The organism is Microcella flavibacter, assembly GCF_012530535.1.
Taxonomy (GTDB): Bacteria; Actinomycetota; Actinomycetes; order Actinomycetales; family Microbacteriaceae; genus Microcella; species Microcella flavibacter.
This window is the reverse complement of record NZ_CP051299.1, coordinates 595,834-616,305: the sequence shown is the minus strand read 5'-3', so window position 1 is coordinate 616,305 and position 20,472 is coordinate 595,834. Positions and strand designations below refer to the sequence as shown.

23 protein-coding genes and 1 tRNA gene are annotated in these 20,472 nt (G+C 73.3%); 9 read left to right on the top strand and 15 right to left on the bottom strand.

Features of this window, described 5'->3' with window-relative positions; translation table 11 throughout:
• Positions 1-49: 49 nt before the first annotated feature.
• The 3 genes from ptsP to HGB54_RS02920 all read right to left on the bottom strand — a co-directional run bounded on the left by ptsP (position 50) and on the right by HGB54_RS02920 (position 2,383).
• On the bottom strand, positions 50-1,672 hold the full coding sequence (gene ptsP, locus HGB54_RS02930) for a phosphoenolpyruvate--protein phosphotransferase (RefSeq protein ID WP_407663509.1): 1,623 nt from the start codon (positions 1,670-1,672) through the stop codon (positions 50-52).
• Between the two features lie 77 nt (positions 1,673-1,749).
• Positions 1,750-2,013 carry an HPr family phosphocarrier protein gene (locus HGB54_RS02925; RefSeq protein ID WP_168915125.1) on the bottom strand — a complete coding sequence of 88 codons (264 nt, stop codon included), beginning with the start codon at positions 2,011-2,013 and terminating at the stop codon, positions 1,750-1,752.
• On the bottom strand, positions 2,006-2,383 hold the full coding sequence (locus tag HGB54_RS02920; protein ID WP_168915124.1) for a PTS sugar transporter subunit IIB: 378 nt from the start codon (positions 2,381-2,383) through the stop codon (positions 2,006-2,008). The genes HGB54_RS02925 and HGB54_RS02920 overlap by 8 nt, the downstream gene beginning before the upstream one ends.
• Before the next feature lie 236 nt (positions 2,384-2,619).
• Here HGB54_RS02920 and HGB54_RS02915 point away from each other — a divergent pair, with 236 nt between their 5' ends.
• Positions 2,620-4,533, top strand: coding sequence for a BglG family transcription antiterminator (locus tag HGB54_RS02915; protein ID WP_168915123.1), 1,914 nt, complete (start codon positions 2,620-2,622; stop codon positions 4,531-4,533).
• A gap of 48 nt (positions 4,534-4,581) precedes the next feature.
• Here the strand turns inward: HGB54_RS02915 and HGB54_RS02910 are convergent, their stop codons facing one another.
• Positions 4,582-4,956 (bottom strand): hypothetical protein, encoded by a 375-nt coding sequence (locus tag HGB54_RS02910; protein ID WP_228545906.1) that lies wholly within the window; start codon positions 4,954-4,956, stop codon positions 4,582-4,584.
• 153 nt (positions 4,957-5,109) lie between these two features.
• Here HGB54_RS02910 and HGB54_RS02905 point away from each other — a divergent pair, with 153 nt between their 5' ends.
• Positions 5,110-5,571, top strand: a complete 462-nt coding sequence (locus HGB54_RS02905) for a nitroreductase family deazaflavin-dependent oxidoreductase (RefSeq protein ID WP_168915122.1) — start codon at positions 5,110-5,112, stop codon at positions 5,569-5,571.
• Between the two features lie 314 nt (positions 5,572-5,885).
• On the opposite strand, the gene sufU is transcribed toward HGB54_RS02905, so the two are convergent.
• From sufU to HGB54_RS02885, 4 genes are read right to left on the bottom strand one after another with little or no spacing between them, the layout of a single operon-like run.
• Positions 5,886-6,341 carry a Fe-S cluster assembly sulfur transfer protein SufU gene (sufU, locus tag HGB54_RS02900; RefSeq protein ID WP_168915121.1) on the bottom strand — a complete coding sequence of 152 codons (456 nt, stop codon included), beginning with the start codon at positions 6,339-6,341 and terminating at the stop codon, positions 5,886-5,888.
• Complete coding sequence (locus HGB54_RS02895; RefSeq protein WP_168915120.1) at positions 6,338-7,624, bottom strand: SufS family cysteine desulfurase; 1,287 nt, start codon at positions 7,622-7,624, stop codon at positions 6,338-6,340. Before HGB54_RS02895 ends, sufU begins: the two co-directional genes overlap by 4 nt.
• 27 nt (positions 7,625-7,651) lie before the next feature.
• Positions 7,652-8,920 carry an acyl-CoA dehydrogenase family protein gene (locus HGB54_RS02890; protein ID WP_228545905.1) on the bottom strand — a complete coding sequence of 423 codons (1,269 nt, stop codon included), beginning with the start codon at positions 8,918-8,920 and terminating at the stop codon, positions 7,652-7,654.
• Complete coding sequence (locus HGB54_RS02885; protein WP_168915119.1) at positions 8,917-10,365, bottom strand: LLM class flavin-dependent oxidoreductase; 1,449 nt, start codon at positions 10,363-10,365, stop codon at positions 8,917-8,919. Before HGB54_RS02885 ends, HGB54_RS02890 begins: the two co-directional genes overlap by 4 nt.
• Positions 10,366-10,552: 187 nt before the next feature.
• Here HGB54_RS02885 and HGB54_RS02880 point away from each other — a divergent pair, with 187 nt between their 5' ends.
• The 3 genes from HGB54_RS02880 (at position 10,553) to HGB54_RS02870 (ending at position 13,345) form a co-directional block, all read left to right on the top strand.
• Complete coding sequence (locus HGB54_RS02880; RefSeq protein ID WP_168915118.1) at positions 10,553-11,557, top strand: MetQ/NlpA family ABC transporter substrate-binding protein; 1,005 nt, start codon at positions 10,553-10,555, stop codon at positions 11,555-11,557.
• A 71-nt stretch (positions 11,558-11,628) separates the two neighbouring features.
• Entirely contained in the window at positions 11,629-12,684 is a 1,056-nt protein-coding gene (locus HGB54_RS02875; RefSeq protein WP_168915117.1) for a methionine ABC transporter ATP-binding protein, read from the top strand.
• Positions 12,677-13,345: an ABC transporter permease subunit gene (locus tag HGB54_RS02870; protein ID WP_323740680.1), complete on the top strand. Its 669-nt coding sequence runs from the start codon at positions 12,677-12,679 to the stop codon at positions 13,343-13,345. Before HGB54_RS02875 ends, HGB54_RS02870 begins: the two co-directional genes overlap by 8 nt.
• 6 nt (positions 13,346-13,351) lie before the next feature.
• On the opposite strand, the gene HGB54_RS02865 is transcribed toward HGB54_RS02870, so the two are convergent.
• A complete protein-coding gene (locus tag HGB54_RS02865) occupies positions 13,352-13,576 on the bottom strand; it encodes an SCO4848 family membrane protein (RefSeq protein ID WP_168915116.1) in 225 nt (74 codons plus the stop codon).
• Between the two features lie 86 nt (positions 13,577-13,662).
• Between HGB54_RS02865 and HGB54_RS02860 the strand changes: the two genes are divergently transcribed.
• Complete coding sequence (locus HGB54_RS02860; RefSeq protein WP_168915115.1) at positions 13,663-14,151, top strand: hypothetical protein; 489 nt, start codon at positions 13,663-13,665, stop codon at positions 14,149-14,151.
• A gap of 18 nt (positions 14,152-14,169) precedes the next feature.
• Here the strand turns inward: HGB54_RS02860 and HGB54_RS02855 are convergent, their stop codons facing one another.
• On the bottom strand, positions 14,170-14,520 hold the full coding sequence (locus tag HGB54_RS02855) for a YnfA family protein (RefSeq protein ID WP_168915114.1): 351 nt from the start codon (positions 14,518-14,520) through the stop codon (positions 14,170-14,172).
• 87 nt (positions 14,521-14,607) lie between these two features.
• On the opposite strand from HGB54_RS02855, the gene HGB54_RS02850 reads away from it, so the two are divergent.
• On the top strand, positions 14,608-15,342 hold the full coding sequence (locus tag HGB54_RS02850; RefSeq protein ID WP_168915113.1) for a glycosyltransferase family 2 protein: 735 nt from the start codon (positions 14,608-14,610) through the stop codon (positions 15,340-15,342).
• A 33-nt stretch (positions 15,343-15,375) separates the two neighbouring features.
• On the opposite strand, the gene HGB54_RS02845 is transcribed toward HGB54_RS02850, so the two are convergent.
• Positions 15,376-16,320, bottom strand: a complete 945-nt coding sequence (locus tag HGB54_RS02845) for an alpha/beta fold hydrolase (RefSeq protein WP_168915112.1) — start codon at positions 16,318-16,320, stop codon at positions 15,376-15,378.
• A gap of 75 nt (positions 16,321-16,395) precedes the next feature.
• On the opposite strand from HGB54_RS02845, the gene HGB54_RS02840 reads away from it, so the two are divergent.
• A complete protein-coding gene (locus HGB54_RS02840) occupies positions 16,396-16,956 on the top strand; it encodes a dihydrofolate reductase family protein (protein WP_168915111.1) in 561 nt (186 codons plus the stop codon).
• A 69-nt stretch (positions 16,957-17,025) separates the two neighbouring features.
• On the opposite strand, the gene HGB54_RS02835 is transcribed toward HGB54_RS02840, so the two are convergent.
• From HGB54_RS02835 to galU, 4 genes are all read right to left on the bottom strand, one after another.
• Positions 17,026-17,098, bottom strand: a tRNA-Ala gene (locus HGB54_RS02835).
• 80 nt (positions 17,099-17,178) lie between these two features.
• The gene (locus tag HGB54_RS02830) at positions 17,179-18,171 is read right to left on the bottom strand and encodes a hypothetical protein (protein WP_168915110.1); all 993 of its coding nucleotides are present in this window, start codon (positions 18,169-18,171) and stop codon (positions 17,179-17,181) included.
• Between the two features lie 26 nt (positions 18,172-18,197).
• The gene (locus tag HGB54_RS02825; RefSeq protein ID WP_168915109.1) at positions 18,198-18,851 is read right to left on the bottom strand and encodes a GNAT family N-acetyltransferase; all 654 of its coding nucleotides are present in this window, start codon (positions 18,849-18,851) and stop codon (positions 18,198-18,200) included.
• Positions 18,852-18,890: 39 nt separating this feature from the next.
• Positions 18,891-19,778, bottom strand: a complete 888-nt coding sequence (gene galU, locus HGB54_RS02820; protein ID WP_168915108.1) for a UTP--glucose-1-phosphate uridylyltransferase GalU — start codon at positions 19,776-19,778, stop codon at positions 18,891-18,893.
• Between the two features lie 42 nt (positions 19,779-19,820).
• On the opposite strand from galU, the gene HGB54_RS02815 reads away from it, so the two are divergent.
• On the top strand, positions 19,821-20,405 hold the full coding sequence (locus HGB54_RS02815; protein WP_168915107.1) for a 5-formyltetrahydrofolate cyclo-ligase: 585 nt from the start codon (positions 19,821-19,823) through the stop codon (positions 20,403-20,405).
• Positions 20,406-20,472: the final 67 nt, after the last annotated feature.

Here is a 20,472-nt window from a genome sequence, read left to right as displayed (position 1 = left end):
TTGCTGGTGGGTTGGGAGTGCTGGTGGTGGTGGGTGATGCGGGAAGGGGTCAGGGAGCCGCGGGCTCGACCGGGTCGAGCTCGTCGGCTGCGGCCGCGACGGCGTCGCGCGCCGACTCGGCGCTGTCGGCGGCGACGGCGATCGCCGCCAGGGCGCGGGCCTCGTCGAGGGTGTACTGCGAGATCTCGGCGCGCACGTCGGCGATCGACGTCGACGACATCGACAGCGTGGTGGCGCCGAGCCCGACGAGCACGACGGCGAGCAGCGGGTCGGCCGCGGCCTCGCCGCAGATGCCCACCGGCACGCCGTGCTCGGTGCCCGCCGAGCCGACCTGCTGGATGAGCCGCAGCACCGCCGGGTGCCAGGGGTTCTGGAATCCTGCGACGCTGCCGAGCAGCCGGTCGGCGGCGAAGACGTACTGCGTCAGGTCGTTGGTGCCGATCGAGACGAAGTCGGCGTTCGGCACGACGTGGTCGGCCATGATCGCGCAGGACGGCACCTCGACCATGACGCCGGCGATGCGGATGCCCAGCTCGTGCGCGAGGTCGCGGAAGTACGTCGCCTCCTGCGCCGTCGAGACCATCGGGGCCATGACCTGCACCTCCGCCTCGGAGCCCTCGGCGGCCTGCGCGAGCGCGGTCAGCTGGTCGCGCAGCACCTCCTCGTGCGCGGCGAGCGCCCGCAGGCCGCGGCGGCCGAGCGCGGGGTTCTCCTCCCCCGCGTCGGTGAGGAAGGCGAGCGGCTTGTCGGCGCCGGCGTCGAGCACGCGCACGACGACCTTCTGGCCGGGGAAGTTCGCGAAGACCTCGCGGTACGTGGCGGCCTGCTCCTCGACGGAGGGCGCCTTCTCGGCACCGAGGAACAGTACCTCGGTGCGGAAGAGCCCCACGCCCTCGGCGCCGCGCGCGGCGGCTTCGCGGGCCGACTCGGGCGAACCGATGTTGGCGAGCAGCGGCACCGCGTGGCCGTCGGCGAGGCGCCCCGGGCCCGAGCTCGCGGCGCGGATGGCCTGCAGCGTCGCGGTGCGCTGCACGGCGAGGTCGATGCGCTCCTGCGCCGGGTCGAGCTCGATCGTGCCGTTCTCGGCGTCGACGAGCACGAGGTCGCCGTCGTTCAGCTCGGCGGCCTGCAGCGCGCCGACGATCGCGGTGATGCCCTTCTCTCGGGCGAGGATCGCCGTGTGCGAGGTGGGGCCGCCCTCGGTGGTGACGAGCGCGAGCACGCGGTCGAGGTCGAGCGTCGCGGTGTCGGCGGGGGCGAGGTCGCGGGCGACGAGGATGAAGGGATGCTCCGACTCGGGCACGCCGGGAGCGGGCAGCCCCTGCAGGCGCGCGATCGCGCGCCTCGCCACGTCGCCGAGGTCGTCGGCGCGCTCGCCGAGGTACCCGCCCATGCCGGCGAGCAGCTCGCGGAAGGCATCCATGGCGGCGAAGACGGCGTACTCGGCGGTCGCGCCCTTCTCGATGCGCTGCTGCACGTCCGTCGCCAGCGACGGGTCCTCGGCCATCATGGCGAGGGCGTCGAGCACCTCGGCCGCGGTGCCGCCGGCGGCCTGGCCGCGCTCGCGCAGCTGGGCCGCGGTCGCGGCGAGCGCCTCGGTGGCGCGCGCCTTCTCCTCATCGGGCGTGAGGGCGCTCGGGGTGTCGGTCGGGTCGGGCACGGGATCGGGCATGCGCAGCACGGGGCCGACGGCGGTGCCGCGGCCGATGCCGGTGCCGCGCAGCAGGGCGGGGGCGCTCACGGGGGCGCTCACGCGTCGTGGTCCTGCTCGAGGAAGGCCGCGAGCTCGTTCAGCACGGCCTCGTCGTTCTCGCCCTCGACGGCGAGGGTGACCTCGTCGCCGTGGTCGATGCCGAGCGAGATGACCCCGAGGATGCTCTTGGCGTCGACGGTGCGATCGCCCTTGCGCAGGTGCACCGAGGCCCCCGAGTCGGTCGCCGCCTTGACGAACAGCGCGGCGGGGCGGGCGTGCAGGCCGTGCGCGGATGCGACGACGAGGGTGCGATCAGCCATGGGGGTCTCCTTCGTGAGGGGCGGGACGGTGATCGGCGGCGACGGATGCGTCGGCGTCGGACGTATCGGGCGAGGGGATGCCCTGCAGCAGATCGAGGGCCTCGCGCGCCGCGGGCTCGTCGATGCCGCCGACGCTCAGCGGCACGACGATCGCGCCGGGCACGCGCGCGCTCACGGCGGCGTGCTCGGCGCTCACGTGCTGGCCGAGCAGCACGACGTCGAGCTCGTCGGCGCGGTCGTCGAGCTCGTCGAGCGCGAGGGGCAGCACGTGCCAGAACTGGCCGCGGGCGGAGAGCAGCGAACGCAGGCCGCGGGCGAGGAAGGTGCTCGACACCCCGGATCCGCAGACGACGGCGACGGTGCGGGTCATGATCGCCTCCTCGCGGTCGTGAGCGTCGTGCTGTCGAGCAGTGCTGCGGGAACGGTGGGTGGAGCGCGGGCGCAGAGCACCTGCACTAGTGATCGTGCCCGCCGCGCGCCGCGCGCTCCAGCAGACTTCCTTCCTCCCCCGCGGAAAGGGGCTTCCGCCCCGGCCTTCGGGGCCGCGCGCTCGGGCCCGCCGGGCCCCGTTCGGCGCGGCGGCCGCTGGTCTACAGTGGCCAGACGATGGCCGACAAGTACGAGCGGATGCTCGAGCTCCTGCTGCAGCAGGACGACTGGGTGACCGCGGCCGACCTCGCCGAGCAGCTCGGGGTGACGACGCGCTCGGTGCGCAGCTACGTCGCCGCCGCGAAGTCGGCGGCGCATCCCCTCGCCATCCTCACCGCCTCGACCTCCGGCTACCGCCTCAACCGCGAGGCGTACGCCGACTTCGCGGCGCTGAGCCGCGGCCGCGCGTCCGGACCGGAGACACCGCAGGCGCGCGTGCACCACCTCGTGCGCCGGCTCACCGAGGCCCCGGGCGGGCTCGACCTGCACGGCCTCGCCGACGGCCTGTTCGTGAGCGAGTCGACGCTCGAGGCCGATCTGCGCAAGGTGAAGTCGCTCGCCGACGAGAGCGGGGCGGTGCTGAGCCGCCGCGGCGCGACCGTCGAGCTCAGCGGCACCGAGTCGGCCAAGCGCCGGCTGCTCAGCCGGCTGCTGCAGGGCGAGAGCACCCAGGGCGTGCTCGAGCTCGACGCCATCGAGGCCGAGTTCGGGCTCGCCGGCCTCGGCGCGTTCAAGACCGAGCTGATCCAGTCGCTCGACGGCGAGGGCTTCTTCATCAACGAGTACGGCATCGACGCCGTCATCCTGCACGTGGCCATCGCCGTCGACCGCGTGCGGCGCGACCAGCACCTGCCGCCGAGCGCGCGCCCCGCCGCCGTCGCGCAGACCGCGCCGATCGCCGCCGCGCTGCACCGGTTGATCCCCGAGCACTTCGCCGTCGAGGTCACCGACAGCGACGTCGACTACCTCGCGCGCCTGCTCACCACGCGCGTCATCGCCCCCGGGGCGGACGCCGGCAGCGCGCCGACCGTCGACCCCGAGGATCTGGCGACCGTGCGGCGCATCGTCGACCTCGTCGCCGAGGAGTACCTCGTCGACTTCCGCGACGACGCCTTCATCGCCCGGCTCGCCATCCACTTGGGCAACCTCGTCTCGCGGGCCCGCGAGAACGCGCACACCCGCAACCCGCTCACCCGATCCATCAAGAGCTCGTACCCGCTGATCTTCGACATCGCGGTGTTCATCGCCTCGATCGTGCAGCGCGAGCGCAGCATCCAGGTCGACGACGACGAGATCTCGTACATCGCTCTGCACCTCGGCTCGCACCTCGAGCGCATGTCGCGCCGCGAGGAGCGCGTGACCGGCACGATCGTCTGCCCCAGCTACTACGACCTGCACGCCATCCTGCGCACGCGCATCGAGCGCGAGCTCGGCGCGGACCTGTCGATCGAGTTCGTCGTCACGCGCACCGACGTCGACCCGCGCGAGCTCACGAGCGACCTCGTCATCTCGACCATCCCCACCGCGGCCCTGCGCGAGGGCGTCGTGGTGGTGCAGCCCTTCCTCACCGACGACGACGTCGACGCCATCCGCGCCGCGATCTCGCGCGTGCGCCGGCAGCGCCGCCGGGCCCGCATCACCGACGAGCTGCTCGAGTACTTCGACCGCGAGCTGTTCTTCGCCGAGCCGCCCGGCAACGACCCCGAGTCGATCATCCGCGCGCTCGGCGAGGCGATGGCCGCCTCGGGCGCCGTCGGGCAGGAGTACGTCGAGGGCGCCATCGAGCGCGAGCGCATGTCGTCGACGGCCTTCACCGAGACGCTCGCCATGCCGCACGCCATGGGCCTCACCGCCGCGCGCACCGCCATCGCCGTGGCCCTCTGCCCCACGCCGGTGCAATGGGGGGATGCCCGCGTCTCGGTCGTCGCCCTCATCGCGTTCAGCGCCGAGGGCCGGGCGCGGTTCCAGCCCCTGTTCGACCAGTTCGTCGACGTCTTCGCCTCGCGTCGCGACGTCACCGAGCTCGTGCGCACCTCCGAGGGGTTCGACGGCTTCATCGCCGAGCTCGCGCACCTCATCGAGGGGCGCTAGGGGCGCTCGCGTCGGCGGGCGCGGTGCGCCGCGCTTCGCGGGTCGCCGCTACTCGTAGACCTTCACGACGAGCCAGCGGGCGGCGTCACCGCCGTCGCGCACATCGAAGACGCACGAGCGGCCGTCCTCCGCCGTCGCCTGGAACCGCCAGCCGCACGCCGTGCGCGGCGCCGCGGCGAGCGCCGCCCCGTCGGGGTCGAGCCGCGACCACCACGAGATGGGCTCGGTGATCACCGTCGGGCGGTCGGAGACGCGCCAACGCTCGCCGCCGACGACGAGGCGCAGCGGGAGGCCCTCGGCGTCGGCCCAGAGCACGGCGGGCTGCGGGGCGGGGCGCGCGCCGGATGGGCGGGGGTGCGCCGCGGGATCCGCGGGGCGGGCGGCGGCGGGGCAGGCAGCGGTCGCGGGGCGAGCGGCGAACACGGATCCTCCTGTCACGACGGCCGGCCGACGTCGGGGTCTAGTTGGGTGGTCGAGGGTGGAAGCTGTTCGAACATGTGTTCGAATGCTCCGATGGTAGGCCGAGCGGGTGCGACACGCCAAGACCGCGTGCGGGCATCCCGATACGCTCGATGCATGCCATTGACCGGGGAGTACGCGCCGAGCACATCCGAGTGGGCGCGCGAGCAGGCCGAGACCTACGAGCGCACGAACGGGCAGGAGATGAACCTGCTGCGCGGCGTTCCGATCATCGTGCTGACCACCGTCGGCGCCGCGAGCGGCAAGCTGCGCAAGACCGCCCTCATGCGGGTCGAGCACGAGGGCGACTACCTCGTCGTCGCGTCGAAGGGCGGCGCCCCCGAGAACCCGGCCTGGTACGCGAACCTCGTCGAGCACCCGCACTGCGAGCTGCAGGACGGCGCCGAGAAGCGCGACTACCGCGCCCGCGAGCTCGGGGCCGACGACCCCGACCGCGCCGCGTGGTGGCAGCGCGCCTGCGCGGTCTGGCCCGACTACGAGAACTACCAGCAGAAGACCGACCGGCTCATCCCGATCTTCGTGCTCGAGGCCTTCGACCCTGGCGCGCCGGCGGCCTGAGCCGACTCGGTCCGCTCGGCGGCGAGGCACGATCGGCCCGCGCGCTGCCCGCGATCAGGAGCCGCACGGCGTGCCGACCCGATGAGTGCGGCGACACGCCGAGCCCGAGCCCGCGCATCCTGATCGCGGGCAGCCGCACCGCGAGCAGCGTGCACAAATGCAGGACTCGCGCAGCGTGTCGGTCGGAGCGCCGCGGCGACACGCCGGGTCGGGATGCTCGGCTCCTGCATTTGTGCACCGTCGGGGGCGCTCGGCTCGGGTCGGGCGGCCTCCCGCACGCGGACCGGTGGCGCGGCCCAGCCGCGGCGCGGCTCTCAGCCGGCGGCGCGTCGGGCCAGCAGGTCCTCGGCCGCGACCCAGGCGAGCATCGCGCACTTGACCCGCGCGACGTAGCGGGAGACCCCGCTGAGCGCGGCGGCGTCGCCGAAGCGCTCCTCGTCGAGCTCGATCGTGCCGCGCGAGCGCATCGCGGTGCGGAACTCCTCGATCAACTGCGAGAGGTCGGCCGCGCTGACCGGGCCCTCCTCGCGCAGCTCCTCGACGAGGGTGACGAGCAGCGAGGCGCTCGACTGCGAGATGCTGCAGCCGGCACCCTCCCAGGCGACAACGGCGAGCGCATCCCCTTCCCAGCGCAGCGCGAGCGTGATCTCGTCGCCGCAGACCGGGTTGCGCTGGTGGCTGGTCTCCTCCCCCGCCTCGAGCCCGCGGCCGTGCGGGTGCTTCGAGTGGTCGAGGATGATCTGCTGGTAGAGGGCATCGAGGCTGCTCATGCGGCGACTCCGAAGTAGGGGCGCACGCCGGCGACGGCCTCGAGCGCGAGGTCGATCTCGGCGGCGGTCGTGTGCACGCCGCAGCTGAGGCGCAGGCTCGCGGTGGCGCCGAGGCGGCGGTGCAGGGGCTGGGCGCAGTGGTGGCCGACGCGGGCGGCGATGCCGCGGTCGTCGAGGAACTGGCCCGCGTCGTGCGCGTGCACGCCGTCGACGACGACGCTCGCGAGGCCGACGCGGCCGTCGGGGTCGGTGCCGCCGAGCACGCGAACGCCCGGGATGCCCGCGAGCCCGTCGAGCAGGCGGCGACCGAGCGCCTCCTCAGTCGCGGCGATGCGCAGCATGCCGATCTCGGTCACGAACCGCAGCGCCTCGGCGAGGCCCACGGCCTGCGCGATGCGCGGGGTTCCGGGCTCGAAGCGCTGCGGGGAGGGCAGGTACTCGGCCTTCTCGAGCGTGACGGTCGTGATCATCGAGCCGCCGAACAGGAACGGGGGCAGGGCGTCGAGCAGCGCGGCGCGGCCGTAGAGCACGCCGATCCCCGTCGGGCCGTAGACCTTGTGGCCGCTGAACACGGCGAGGTCGACGTCGAGCGCGCGCGGGTGCAGCACGCCGTGCGGCGCCGACTGGCAGGCGTCGAGCACGACGAGCGCGCCGACCGCCCGGGCGAGGGGCACGAGCTGCTCGAGCGGGGAGACGACGCCGGTGACGTTCGACACGTGGGTGAGGGCGAGCAGGCGCGTGCGCTCGGTGATGACCTCGGCAGCGGCATCCACCCACAGGCGGCCCTCGTCGTCGACGGGGATGTGCCGCAGCGTCGCGCCGGTGCGGGCCGCGAGCTCCTGCCAGGGGATGAGGTTCGCGTGATGCTCGAGCTCGGTCGTGACGATCTCGTCGCCGGGGCGCAGCGCGTAGGGCGCCGCCGCCGCGCCGCCCATGCCGAGGCTCGCGTTGCCGATCGCGTAGGCGATGAGGTTGAGGCCCTCGGTGGCGTTCGAGGTGAAGACGACCTCGTTCTCGTCGACGGCGAGGAAGCGGGCGACCTCGGCGCGGGCATCCTCGTAGCGCTCGGTCGCCTCGGCGGCGAGGGTGTGCGCGCCGCGGTGCACGGCCGCGTTCGCCTCGCGGTAGAAGGCGCCCTCGGCGGCGATGACGCGCTCGGGCTTCTGCGCCGTCGCGGCCGAGTCGAGGTAGACGAGGGGATGCCCGTTCACCGTCTGCGCGAGGATCGGGAATTGCGCGCGCAGGCCGTCGACCTCGGCGGGCTCGAGCGGGGCGGCGGTCACCCCACCAGGGTATCGGGGCCGGATCGGCTACTTCTCCCCGGCGTCGCCTCGGGCCCGATGCAGCGGGCTCTTCGGCAGCACGTCGTTGAGCCGGTAGTCGCCGAGCAGCTGGGCGCGCAGGATCGCCGGATTGTGCGACGCGAGGGTGCGGGCGTTGCGCCAGTGCCGATCGAGTGCCCGATCGGCGTCGACGGCGGATGCTCCGCCCACCTCGAACAGGCGGCTCGCGGCGTCGAGCACGAGGTCGATCACCACCTGCTGCGCCTCGAACACGTGCGCCAGTGCGCCGTAGTACCGCGCCTCGTCGCTCTCGTCGAAGCGGCGCTCGCGGTCGGCGGCGTCGAGCCGGCGCACCGCCTCGAGCACGGTCGACTCGACGGCGAAGGCCTGGGCCCCGAGCCGCCCGACGACCTGCTGCACGAGCGGGTCGTGCCGCGGCGACGAGAGACCGGGCACGCCGAAGGTGCGGGTGCGCGGCCGCACGAAGTCGACGGCGTCGCGCACGATCGCCTTCGCGACCCCGGCGAGCGCCGAGAGCAGGATGAGCTGGTAGAGGCCGGTGACGTAGGCCAGCGACCGGTTCTCGTCGTTGTCGCTCCACGCGAGGATGTGCCGCGGGTCGACCTCGACGTCGTCGAAGACCGTCGTGCCGCTGCCGGTGAGTCGCTGACCGAAGCCGCCCCAGTCGTCGATGCGGGTCACCCCGGGCGCGTCGGCGGCCACGGCGAGCGCGACGAACTGCTCGCCGTAGCGGCCGCCCGTCCAGATCCAGTCGGCGTAGAGCGTGCCCGTGCTGTAGAACTTGCGCCCGCGCAGCAGCAGACGCCCGTCGACCTCGACGATCTCGGTGGTCGCCGTCGACGACTCGCCCCGCTCCGCCTGCGCGTTGCCGAACAGCACCTCGCCGCCGGCGATGCGGCTCAGCCACTCGGTGCGCAGGGCGCTCGGCGGCAGAGCCCGCTGGGTCTCGACGAAGGCGATGTGGCCGCGCAGCAACTGCGGCAGGTTCGCGTCGGCCTCGCCGAGCGCGATGAGCAGGCGGAACAGCTGCTCGAGGCTCGCCCCCCAGCCGCCGTACTGCACGGGCACGCGCAGCGCGCCGAACCCCGCGTCGCGCAGCGCCGTCACCTCGGCCACGGGCAGCCGGCGCTGCGTCTCGCGGTCGGCGGCTCCGGCGGCGATCTCGGCGAGGATCGGGGTGAACGCTCGGTCGATGCGCGCGTCGACCTCGGCGGGGGTCGGCTCGCGGCCGGCGTCGTGCGGGCGGTGAGCATCCACCTGCAGGATGCCCGTCACGAGGCCACCTCGATGCGCTCGCGCTCGACGCTCGCGCGCGCGGCGCGCGCCGGGGCGGACGGCCCGAGGTTCGCGCCCCCGCGGTACCGCGCCGCCGGATGCCGCTCGGGCACGCGCTGAGCGCCGGGCCCGAACAGCCGCTCGCGGAAGGTCGACTCCTCGTACCGCGTGCGGTACCGGCCGCGGCGCTGCAGCTCGGGGATGACGTGCTCGATGAAGTCCTCGGCGGTGCCGGGAGTGAGGAACTGCCGCAGGTTGAAGCCGTCGAGCCCGGTCTCGTCCGTCCAGCGCTCGAGCGCATCGGCGACCTCGACGGCCGAGCCGGCGACGAAGAAGGGGTTGCGGTCGAAGGCGGTGACGGCGTCGAGCGCCTCGCCGACGGTCGTGCCGGGGGCGTGGAAGCGGCGGCCCGACTGGCTGTTGTCGCGGCCGGCGCGCGCCTCGGCGGCGATGATGTCGTCGACGATGGCGTCTCGGGGGTGAGCGGCGAGGTCGATGCCGCCGCCGCCCGCGTGCGCGAGGTAGCCCTCCGGGCTCGACAGCCGCCGGAACTCCGAGGCCTTCTCCTGGGCGTCGGCGGTGTCGCGGCCGACGATGACGACGGCGCTCGCGTAGGTCTTGACGTCGTCGGCGCGGCGACCGTGCTCGACGGCCCGGCGGCGGATGTCGGCGACGTTCTCGCGGTACACCTCCAGCGAGCGCCCGCCGACGAAGACGCCCTCGGCGTGCTGCGCGGCGAACTCGCGCCCGCGGTCGCTGCTGCCCGCCTGGAAGATGACGGGCGTTCGCTGCAGCGACGGCTCGGCGAGGTGCGGCCCGGCGACCCGGAAGTGCTCGCCGACGTGGTCGATCGCGCGCACCTTGGCCGGGTCGGTGTAAACGCGCCGGCCGCGGTCGACGACCACCGCGTCGTCGTCCCACGAGCCCTCCCACAGCTTGTAGAGCACCTGCAGGTACTCCTCGGCGATGCCGTAGCGGTCGTCGTGCGCGATCTCATCCTCGAGGCCGAAGTTGCGGGCGGCGTTCGGCAGGTACGAGGTGACGACGTTCCAGCCGAAGCGCCCCTTGGTGAGGTGATCGAGGGTGGATGCCCGGCGCGCGAACGCGAACGGGGGCTCGTACGTCGTGCTGAACGTCGCGGCGAAGGCGAGGTGCTTCGTTGCCGTCGCCATCGCCGGGATGACGAGCAGCGGATCGTTGCTCGGGATCTGCACCGCCTCGCGGATGGCCGTCTCCGGCCCGCCGCGGTACCCGTCGTAGGCGCCGATGACGTCGGCGAGGAAGACCGCGTCGAAGAGCCCTTCCTCGAGGAGCCTCGCCTGCTCGACCCAGAAGTCGATATCGGCGTAGCGGTGGCGGGTGTTCTCGGGGTGCACCCAGAGGCCGTGGGAGATGTGGCCGACGGTGTTCATCTCGAAGAGGTTGAGGCCGATGTAGTCGCTCATGGCCCCTAGATCACACGACCGCGGCGGTGCCGGCAATTGTTACGAAACCTCGCGTCACAGTGCGCCACGAACTGGCGGCACGCCCGAGGCCGCCCCCAGCATGGCCGCACCGCATCGAGCGGATCACCTTCCTGAGCGGGATGCCCGTCGCGGGCATCCCGCCGCCCTCACCGAAAGCAGGCGCAGCATGTCCACCACCACCCCGCCCCCCGCACCGTCCAGCGATCTCCGCGCCGCGCTCGACGACTCGAAGCGCCGTCGTCGGAACGTGCTCATCGGGGCAGGCTCCGTCGTCGGCGTCGGACTCCTCGTCGGCGGCGTGGTGCTCGGCTCCTCGCTCCTCTCCGACGGCTCCGGCCCTGCGGAGGCCGCGGCCGGGGGTGCGCAGGAGGAGCGGCTCAGCATCACGATCGCCGGCAGCGGCGAGAGCGAGTTCCAGGACGCGATCGAGCTCGTCGCCGAGGAGAAGGGCCTCGACGTCGAGTGGGTCAACTTCGAGAACGACTGGGTGCTGCCGAACTCGTCGCTCGTCGCGGGCGAGGTCGACGCCAACGCCTTCCAGCACATCGCCTTCCTCAGCGCGTTCAACGTCGCGAACGACGCGGATCTCACCCCCGTGTTCTCGACCGTCATCACGCAGTGGGGCATCTTCTCGAACTCGATCACCGCCCTCGACGAGCTGGTGCAGGGAGACCGGGTGGTCATCCCCGACGATGCGTCGAACGGGGGCCGGGCGCTCTTCATCCTCGAGGACGCCGGACTCATCGAGCTCTCGGACGACGCGGGGCTGTACCCCACCGTCGATGACGTGACCGGCAACGAGCTCGCGCTCGAGTTCGTGCCCGTGCAGGCCACGACCATCCCCCAGCAGTACTCCGACCCGAGCATCGCGGCCGTCGTCGTCGGTACCTCGTACTTCGATCCCTCGCAGGGCATCACCAAGGACGACGCGCTGTTCCTCGACGACTCGCTCGCCGAGTCCTCGCTGCCGTACGTGAACGTCGTGGCGACGACCGCCGACAACGTCGACGACCCGGCCTTCGAGGTGCTGCAGGAGGTCTACCAGGACGAGCGCGTCGCCGCCGGCCTCGACGCCGACTCCTTCGGCAACAGCGTGCTCGTCGACGTCTCGGTGGACGACCTGCGCGACCGCCTCGCCGACCTCGAGGAGCTCGCCCGCGAGCTGCAGTAGTCGCGCCGTACCGCGGTCGGGGCGGCTGACGCCGCCCCGACCGCTCACCCGCCCCCGTCGAAAGGCTCCCCATGACCACGGCCATCTCGTTCGAGAACGTGTCGAAGACCTACACCGTCGGCAAGCGCGACTTCGCCGCCCTCAGCGATGTGAACCTCGAGATCGAGCGCGGCGACGTCTTCGGCATCGTCGGCTACTCCGGCGCGGGCAAGTCGACGCTGCTGCGCACCATCAACGCCCTCGAGCGCCCCAGCGCGGGGCGGGTCGTCGTCGACGGCATCGAGGTGTCGGCCCTGCGCGGCCGCCCCCTGCATCGCGCGCGCCAGCGCGTCGGGATGATCTTCCAGCAGTTCAACCTGCTGCAATCGCGCACGGTCTACAAGAACATCGCCTACCCCCTGCAGGTGGCGGGGGTGCCGAAGGAGCAGATCCTCGACCGTGTGGAGGAGCTGCTGCACTTCGTCGGGCTCACCGACAAGGCGCTCGAGTACCCCGCGCGACTCTCCGGCGGGCAGAAGCAGCGCGTGGGCATCGCACGGGCGCTCGCGAACCGGCCCGACGTGCTCCTCAGCGACGAGGCGACGAGCGCCCTCGATCCGCAGACGACGGGCGAGGTGCTCGACCTCCTGCGCCGGGTGAACACCGAGTACGGCGTCACCATCGCCCTCGTGACCCACGAGATGGAGGTCGTCCGCGAGATCGCGAACAAGGTCGCCGTCATGCAGCTCGGCCGGGTGGTCGAGCAGGGCAGCGTCTACGACGTCTTCGCCGACCCGCAGCACGAGACCTCGCGCCGGTTCGTCTCCTCCGTGCTCCACCACATCCCCGACACCGGCGCGCTCAAGCGCATCCGCCGGGTGCACCGCGGCCGCATCGTGCAGATCCACGTCGAGAACCGCGAGTCGAACGACCCGTTCCTCTCCCGCATCGCCCGCGAGCGGGGCGTCGACTACAACGTCGTGTACGGCGGCGTGAGCGAGCTGCAGTCGCGCCTCTTCGGCACGCTCACGGTCGAGCTGCTGGGCGACGACCGCGCCGTCGACCTCGCCATCTCCGACATCGCCATCACCGCGGCCATCACGGAGATCACGGCCACCACCCCTGCAGAGGAGCTCGCCCGTGCGTGACATCGACCTCGAGACCCTGCTGCCGAAACTGGGTGAGGCGCTCCTCCAGACGCTGCAGATGATCACGTTCTCGTTCATCATCGCGGGAGTGCTGGGGGTGCTGCTCGGGATCCTGCTCTACGCCACCCGCCCGGGCAATCTGCTCGAGAACCGGGCCGTGTTCGCGGTGCTCAACGCCGCCATCAACATCGTCCGCCCCATCCCGTTCATCATCATCATCATCGCGCTCATCCCCGTGACGCGGGCCCTCATCGGCACGAGCATCGGCACGAGCGCGGCCGTGCCGGCGCTCGCCCTCGTGGCGACCGTCGCGATCGCCCGCATCGCGGAGTCGAACCTCGTCGCCGTCGACCCCGGCACCGTCGAGGCCGGCGCGGCGATGGGCGCCTCGCCCCCGCGCGTGCTGTTCACGATCGTGATCCCCGAGTCGCTCGGCCCGCTCACCCTCGGGCTGACCTACATCTTCGTCGCGCTCGTGGATGCCACTGCCGTCGCGGGGTTGGTCGGCGCCGGCGGCCTCGGCAGCCTCGCGCTGACCTACGGCTACCAGCGCTTCGACTGGTTCGTGATGGTCGCCGTGATCGTCACGCTCATCGTGCTCGTGCAACTGGCGCAGGTCGCCGGCAACCGCATCGCCCGCGCGGTGCAGCACCAGCGCTAGGGGCGATCAGGCGAGCAGCAGCAGCACCGCCGCGAGCACCGAGAGCGCGGCGATCACGAGCGCGATCGTGATGAGCACGACGTGCACGCGGAAGAACGCGGTGCGCCGCCCCCCGGCGTCGCGCGAGCGCGGGTCCGCCGCGATCCGCGGGTAGAACCGCGGCCAGGCGACGACGTTGAACAGTGCGCCGAGCAGCAGCACGGCGACGGCGACGACGGCGGGGGCATCCATGCGATCGAGGCTAGCGGGCCTGGATGCGCGCTCCACGTTTCGCGCGGCGGTCAACCGCCCTCGGCCCGCGCGCCTATGGTTACCGGGTGCCGTTGACCATCGCCGAGACCGTCTGGTGCCAGCACACCGTGCTCCGGCGCCTGCCGGACGACGCCATCGGTACGGTCAGTCCGCCGGCGGGCGCCCGCCGCTTCCTCGGCCGCTGGTCCATCTCCGTGCTCGAGACATTCACGCGCATCGGCACGATCGACCTCGGGTACACGCCGGGCGGGCTCGACAAGGGGAGCGAGCTCACCGCTCTCGTCCTCACCGATGACGTCGCCGATCGGATGACCTACGGCGTCGAGGCGGTGTGGGCGATGATCGACTGGGCGTCGCTCGGCGGCGCGGAATGCTTCGCCGTGCAGACCGTCGTACCGACCGGGCCGCGGCTCGAGATCATGCGCGAGGTGGGTCTGAGCCCCGATGAGAGCCGTCCCGGGGTGTGGCACGCGACCTCGAAGTCGCTCCGTCTGCCGCTCATGCTCGGCCACCAGTCGCCCGACTGGACCAGGTTCCAGCGCAACGACGCCTGAGCGCCGCCTCCGCCACCATCACTCCGGCGGGGTGGCCGTGGCCGTCGGTGCGCCGATGATGATCGCGGCGCCCACCAGCGCCACCGTCGCGCCGATCCAGTCCCAGCGCGTCGGCGCGAAGCCGTCGACGATGACGCCCCAGGCGAGCGAGCCCGCGATGAAGATGCCGCCGTACGCCGCGAGCACCCGCCCGAAGCTCGCGTCGGGTTGCAGCGCGGCGATGAAGCCGTAGGCGCCGAGCAGCGCGACCCCCAGCCCGGCGAACCACCACGGCTTCGACTCGCGCACGGCCTGCCAGACGAGCCAGGCTCCCCCGATCTCGGCGACGGCGGCGAGCACGAACAGGATGGCGATGCGCGCGACGGTCATGGGGCCATCGTGCCAGGCCGGTGCCACACTCCTCGCCGACCGCGCAAGGGCCCGCAGCGCACCACCGCGATCGATCATGATGGGGGGATGCCCTCCGCACCCCGCACGATCACCGTCGTCATCCCGGTCAAGGACGACGCCCGTCACCTCGAGGTCTGCCTCGCCGCCCTCGCCCGCCAGACCCGGAAGCCGCTCGAGATCGTCGTCGTCGACAACGGCAGCACCGACGACAGCGCCGGGGGCGCGCGCGCGGCGGGCGCCCGCGTGGTCGTTGAGGCCGAGCCGGGCATCCCCGCCGCCGCGTCGACCGGCTACGACGCCGCGCGCGGCGAGATCATCGCGCGCCTCGACGCCGACTCCGTGCCGCACGACGACTGGCTGCAGCGGCTCGGGGGCGCGCTCGACGCCGACCCCGGCCTCAGCGCGGTGACGGGGCCGGGCGACTTCTCCTCGCTGCCGTCGGCTGCGGCCCGCCTCGCGATGCTGCTGTACATGCGGCCGTACTTCCGCGTGTTCACGAAGCGGCTCGGGCACCCGCCGCTCTTCGGCTCGAACTTCGCCATGACGCGCGAGACGTGGCTCGCGGCGCGCGACGCCGTGCACCGCCACGACTCAGAGGTGCACGACGACCTCGACCTCAGCTACGCGCTCGCCCCGGGCTCGCGGGTGCTGCTGCTCACCGAGGCGTCGGTGCCGATCTCGGCGCGCCCGTTCGCCGATCCCGTCGCACTCGTCAAGCGCGTGCGCCGCGGCCGTCGCACGATGCGCGTCAACCGCGTGCCGAAGCCCGTGGTGCACCGGCGCCGCGGACTGCGCGACTGAGCCACCGGGCCCGAGCGGCCGACGTCGCGCGCCTCAGCGCGCGGCCGCGTACCCGCTGACGACGCCGAGCACGATCGAGGCGCACCCCATCGGATCGTCGAGCGGCAGCCGGTGGCTGCCCGGCAGGCGCGCGGCGGTGACCGAGGCGGAGTCCTCGGCGAGCGCGTCCGCGCGGCCCGGCACGGGCACCGGGTCGTCGACGCCGTCGACGAGCCACACGGGCACCTCGCGCTCGTCGAGCGCGCGCAGAGCATCCGCCCACCCGCCGTCGCGCACGATCGCGTCGAAGCCGGCGAGGTAGCCCCGCCAGGTGTGGCGGATGACGTCCCGGGCGACGGCGACGGGCAGGCGCGGGCTTACGGCCACCGCGACCGACTCGGCGACGGCGCGGTTCTCGCACATCCAGTGGCAGACGCGCTCGGCGAGCGGGCCCTGCGCCAGCAGCGACTCGAACCAGCCCATGTGCCGCACGCGCGCATCCGCCTCCTCGACCGTGCGGTAGAGCGGGGCGTCGAAGGCGACGACGGCGCGGGCGGAGGGCAGGCGCGCGGCCACCCGCAGCGCGAGCGAGGCCCCCATCGAGTGGCCGACGAGGATCGTCGGGCGGGAATCCAGGTCGAGCGCGCGCAGCACGCCGAGCACCGCGTCGACGTGGGCCGCGGCATCGAGCGGTCCGTCGAGCAGCGGGCTGCTCATCGAGGCGCCGAAGCCGATCGGATCGACCGCCACGACCGTCGCGCGGCGACCGAGCACGTCGTACTCGGCGCCCCACATCCGCTCGCTCGAGGCGAGTCCCGAGAGCAGCACGATCACGGGCTGCCCGGCGCCGAAGCGCCGCACGCCGAGTCCGGCGACCGTCGACCGCTCCCCCTCGCCCGGGCGCCAGCGCCGCGCCTGCCGCGAGCTCGCGTGCACGGCCGCCCAGGCGAGCGGCGGGGCGAGCACGGCGGCGGTCGAGACGATGCGGGATGCCCTCATGCGGGTCGAGCGTAGCCGCGAGCCCCGCCTCGCGCGCCCCTTGCGGTCGGTCGCGCGACCGCCTTGGATGAGCCGATGGGACGCATCATCTACTCCGTGGCCTCATCGCTCGACGGGTTCAACACCGACGGCGACGGCGGTTTCGCATGGGCGATGCCGGACGAGGAGGTCATCGCCGCGCTGACCGCGGATGCGGCATCCGTCAGCACCTACCTCTACGGCCGGCGCATGTACGAGACGATGGCCGGGTGGGAGACCGACCCCTCCTGGGCCGAGGGCTCGCCCGAGTCGGCCCGCTTCGCCCAGGTCTGGACGCGCGCCGAGAAGGTCGTCTTCTCGACCACCCTCGAGTCGGTGACGACCTCGCGCACGCGCATCGAGCGCGCCCTCACCGTCGAGGCGGTCGAGCGGGCGAAGGCCGAGGCGCCGGGCGATCTGACCGTCGAAGGCCCGACCCTCGCGGCGAACGCCCTGCGGCTCGGCGTCGTCGACGTCGTCGAGCTGCTCATCTGCCCGGCCGTCGTCGGCGGCGGGACGCCGGTGTTCCCGCCCGGGGTGCGGCTCGACCTGCGGCTGGCGCGCGAGCGGCGGTTCCCGAACGGGATGGTGCAGGTCACGTACGAGCGAGCGGCCTGACGCCCGAGATTACTCAGCCGGGAAACGCGAGAACCCCGGTCGGGTGACCGGGGTTCTCGCGTGTTTCGGTGGACCTGAGGGGAATCGAACCCCTGACCTCTTCATTGCGAACGAAGCGCGCTACCAACTGCGCCACAGGCCCTCGAACGTCGTCAACCTTATCACCACGGGAACGGGCGGCTCGCACCACGCGGGCCGCCGCGAGGGCCGCGGGAGGAGCGCTCAGCCGACGGCGCGACGGCGCTGCAGCACCTCGTCGAGGTCGGGCGCACCGCCCGCGAGATCGTCGACGATTCCCATGCTGGCGAAGCGGCTGGGGGCGTTCTCGACGGCGGTGAGGCGGGCGGGCGCGGTCGGCCTCTCGGCGACGGAAGCGGCCGCCGACGCGGCGGGAGCGGCGACCGGCCGGGGCCGCGCGGCCTCCGCGGCGGCGACGGCGGCGCTGCGCTCGGCGCGCTCGGCCTCGACGGCGGCGGCGGCGAGCACCGCGGTGTGGTCGATGCCGCCGAGCCCGGGGCGGGCGCCCTCGTCGTAGTCGGGCTGCGTCATGTAGCGCGAGCGGGGCAACGGCACGGGCGTCCAGGCGCGCTCGGCCCCGGCGGCGGTACGCGGGGCGCGCGCGGCGGGCGCCAGGTCGACGAAGCGCGGCGCGGCGGGGCGGGCGACCTCGCCCGTCACGGCGTCGCGACGGCGGTGCGCGCGGGCGAGGGCGACGAGCAGGGATGCCCCGCTCAGGCCCACGAACGCGGCGAGCGCGGCGAAGGCCCACGCTCCGCTCGCGACGGCGGCGGCGAGACCCACGAGGGCGACGAGCGTGAGCGCCGACGTCGCGGCGCGGGATCGGCGCAGCCGCGCCTGACCGCGGCGCGCAGCATCCACCTCGGCGACCAGGCCCGGAGCGGTCTGCGCGAGCCGCTCGCGGACGGCGCGCTGGGCGGCCTCCTCGCGGGCGCGGGCGATGGCGGCCTCCTCGCGCTGGCGGGCGGCGAGCGTGCGCTCCTGGGCGGCGATCTCTCGAGCGGTCATCTCGGCACGCACCTCGGGCGGCAGTTCGGTCGATTGGGCCATGATGCGCAGCGTCTGCTGCAGGCGGATGGCGTTGCGCTCGGTCGCGAGGTACTCGCGGCGCCGGCGCCAGGTGGGCACGAGGTAGACGAGCCAGAGCACCGCTGATGCCGCGATGAGGATGGCCGTGCCGCCGCCCGTGAACTCCATGCGCTCACGGTAGGGCCGAGCGGGCTCTAGGCCAGTGAGATGCCGCGGCGCGCCGCGATGCGATCGACCTCGGGAACCTCGGCGACCCCTCGCGGCACCCGCCCGTCGAGCCAGCGGCGCAGCACGCCCTGCGGCACCTCCTCGACGGTGAGCGCGAAGCAGAAGTGGTCGCGCCAGTCGCCGTTGATGTGGATGTACCGCCGGCGCAGCCCCTCGTAGCGGAAGCCGAGCTTCTCGACGACCCGCAGCGATGGCGCGTTCTCGGGCCGGATGCAGATCTCCATGCGGTGCAGTCCCGCGCCGAAGAAGATGTGGTCGGTGGCGAGCGCGACGGCGGTGGGGGTGAGCCCCCGGCCGGCGAAGCGCTCGCCCACCCAGTAGCCGATGGTCGCCGAGGCGAGCGAGCCGTAGGTGAGGCCCGAGACGTTGAGCTGGCCGGCGAGCTCGCCCTCCGTCTCGATGACGAAGGGGATGCCCGTGCCGGCCCGCGCGCCGGCGAGCAGACTGCGGATCGAGCCCTTGGTGTCCCACGACACGGGCGCGACGGGGCTCGTCGCCTCCCACGGCCGCAGCCAGGCGCGGTTCGCGAGCAGCTCGCGCTCGAGGGCGCGCGCATCGCGCACCCGCACGGGGCGCAGCGTCGTCGCCCCCTCGCGCAGGGTCGGGATGCTCTGGCTCACGTCTCGGTCTGGCTCACGTCTCGACTCGGCGGGGCCGGGCTACTCGAGCCCGGCGGCGAAGTCGCGCAGCCACGGCCGGAGCTCGGGCCCGAGGTCGTCGCGCTCGACGGCGAGCTGCACGATCGCCTTGATGTAGTCGAGGCGGTCGCCCGTGTCGTAGCGGCGGCCGTCGAACACGACGCCGTGGACGCCGCCGTGCTCGGGGTTCTCAGCGAGCTCGAGCAGGGCATCCGTCAGCTGGATCTCATTGCCCTTGCCGGGCGCGGTGGTCTCGAGGATGCCGAAGATCTCGGGCTTGAGCACGTAGCGGCCGATGATGGCGTAGTTGGAGGGGGCGGTGCCGGGCGCGGGCTTCTCGACGAGGCCGGTGATGCGCACGACGTCGCTCTCGTCGGTCTTCTCGACCGTGGCGATTCCGTAGAGGTGGGTCTGCGAGGGGTCGACCTCGAGCAGCGCGACGACGGTGGTGTCGCGGGCCTCGTGCACGTCGCTCATGCGGGTGAGCAGCGGGTCGCGGGGGTCGATGATGTCGTCGCCGAGCAGCACGGCGAAGGGCTCGTGCCCGACGTGCATCTTGGCGCGCAGCACGGCGTGGCCGAGCCCGAGGGGGTCGCCCTGGCGCACGTAGTGCATGTCGGCGAGGTCGGTGGAGTACTCGACCTTCGCGAGCTTCTCGGTGTCGCCCTTCTTGGTGAGGGTGGCCTCGAGCTCGCCGACGCGGTCGAAGTGGTTCTCGAGGGCGGTCTTGTTGCGCCCGGTGATCATGAGCACGTCGGTGAGGCCGGCGGCGACCGCCTCCTCGACGACGTACTGGATCGCGGGCTTGTCGACGACGGGGAGCATCTCCTTGGGCATCGCCTTGGTGGCGGGGAGGAATCGGGTTCCGAGGCCGGCTGCGGGGATCACGGCTTTGGTGAGGCGGGTCATGGGGCCCAGCGTACTGGTGAGGGGCCTTCTACAATGAGCCCCATGTCGAGCGACACAGCCCACGCCAAGCGGGCCCTGCGGGCGGAGCTGCGCGAGCGTCGCCGGATCAGGCCCTGCGCCGAGCGCGATGAGGCGCGGGATGCCCTCACGACGCAGCTCGTCGCCCTCGCCCAGACGCTCGGCGCCCGATCCCTCAGCTGCTACCTCTCCACCGCCGACGAGCCCGACACCCGGCCGTTCCTGCGGTGGGCCTGCGAGCGGGGCGTGCGCGTGCTCGTCCCCGTCTCGCGCGAGGACGGACTGCTCGACTGGGCGCTCTTCACCGACGCCGACGAGATCGAGGATGCCCAGGGGATGCCCGCGCCCGACGGCGAGGTGCTCGGCCCGATCGCCGTCAACGAGGTCGACCTCATGCTCGTGCCCGCCGCCGCCGTCGACGCCTCGGGGATGCGGATGGGCTGGGGCCGCGGCTACTTCGACAAGACCCTCGGCTCGATGGATCGCCGCCCGCCGGTGTTCGCCGTCGTCTTCGACCACGAGGTGGTCGACGCGCTGCCGGCCGAGACGCACGACCAGGGGGTCGACGGGGTCGTCACGCCGACCGGCATCCGGCGCTTCGACCGCTGAGGCGGCCGGGTCGGCTCGCGGTCGGGGCGCGGGCGTCCGCGGTCGGGGGCACGGGCGGCCGCCCGTA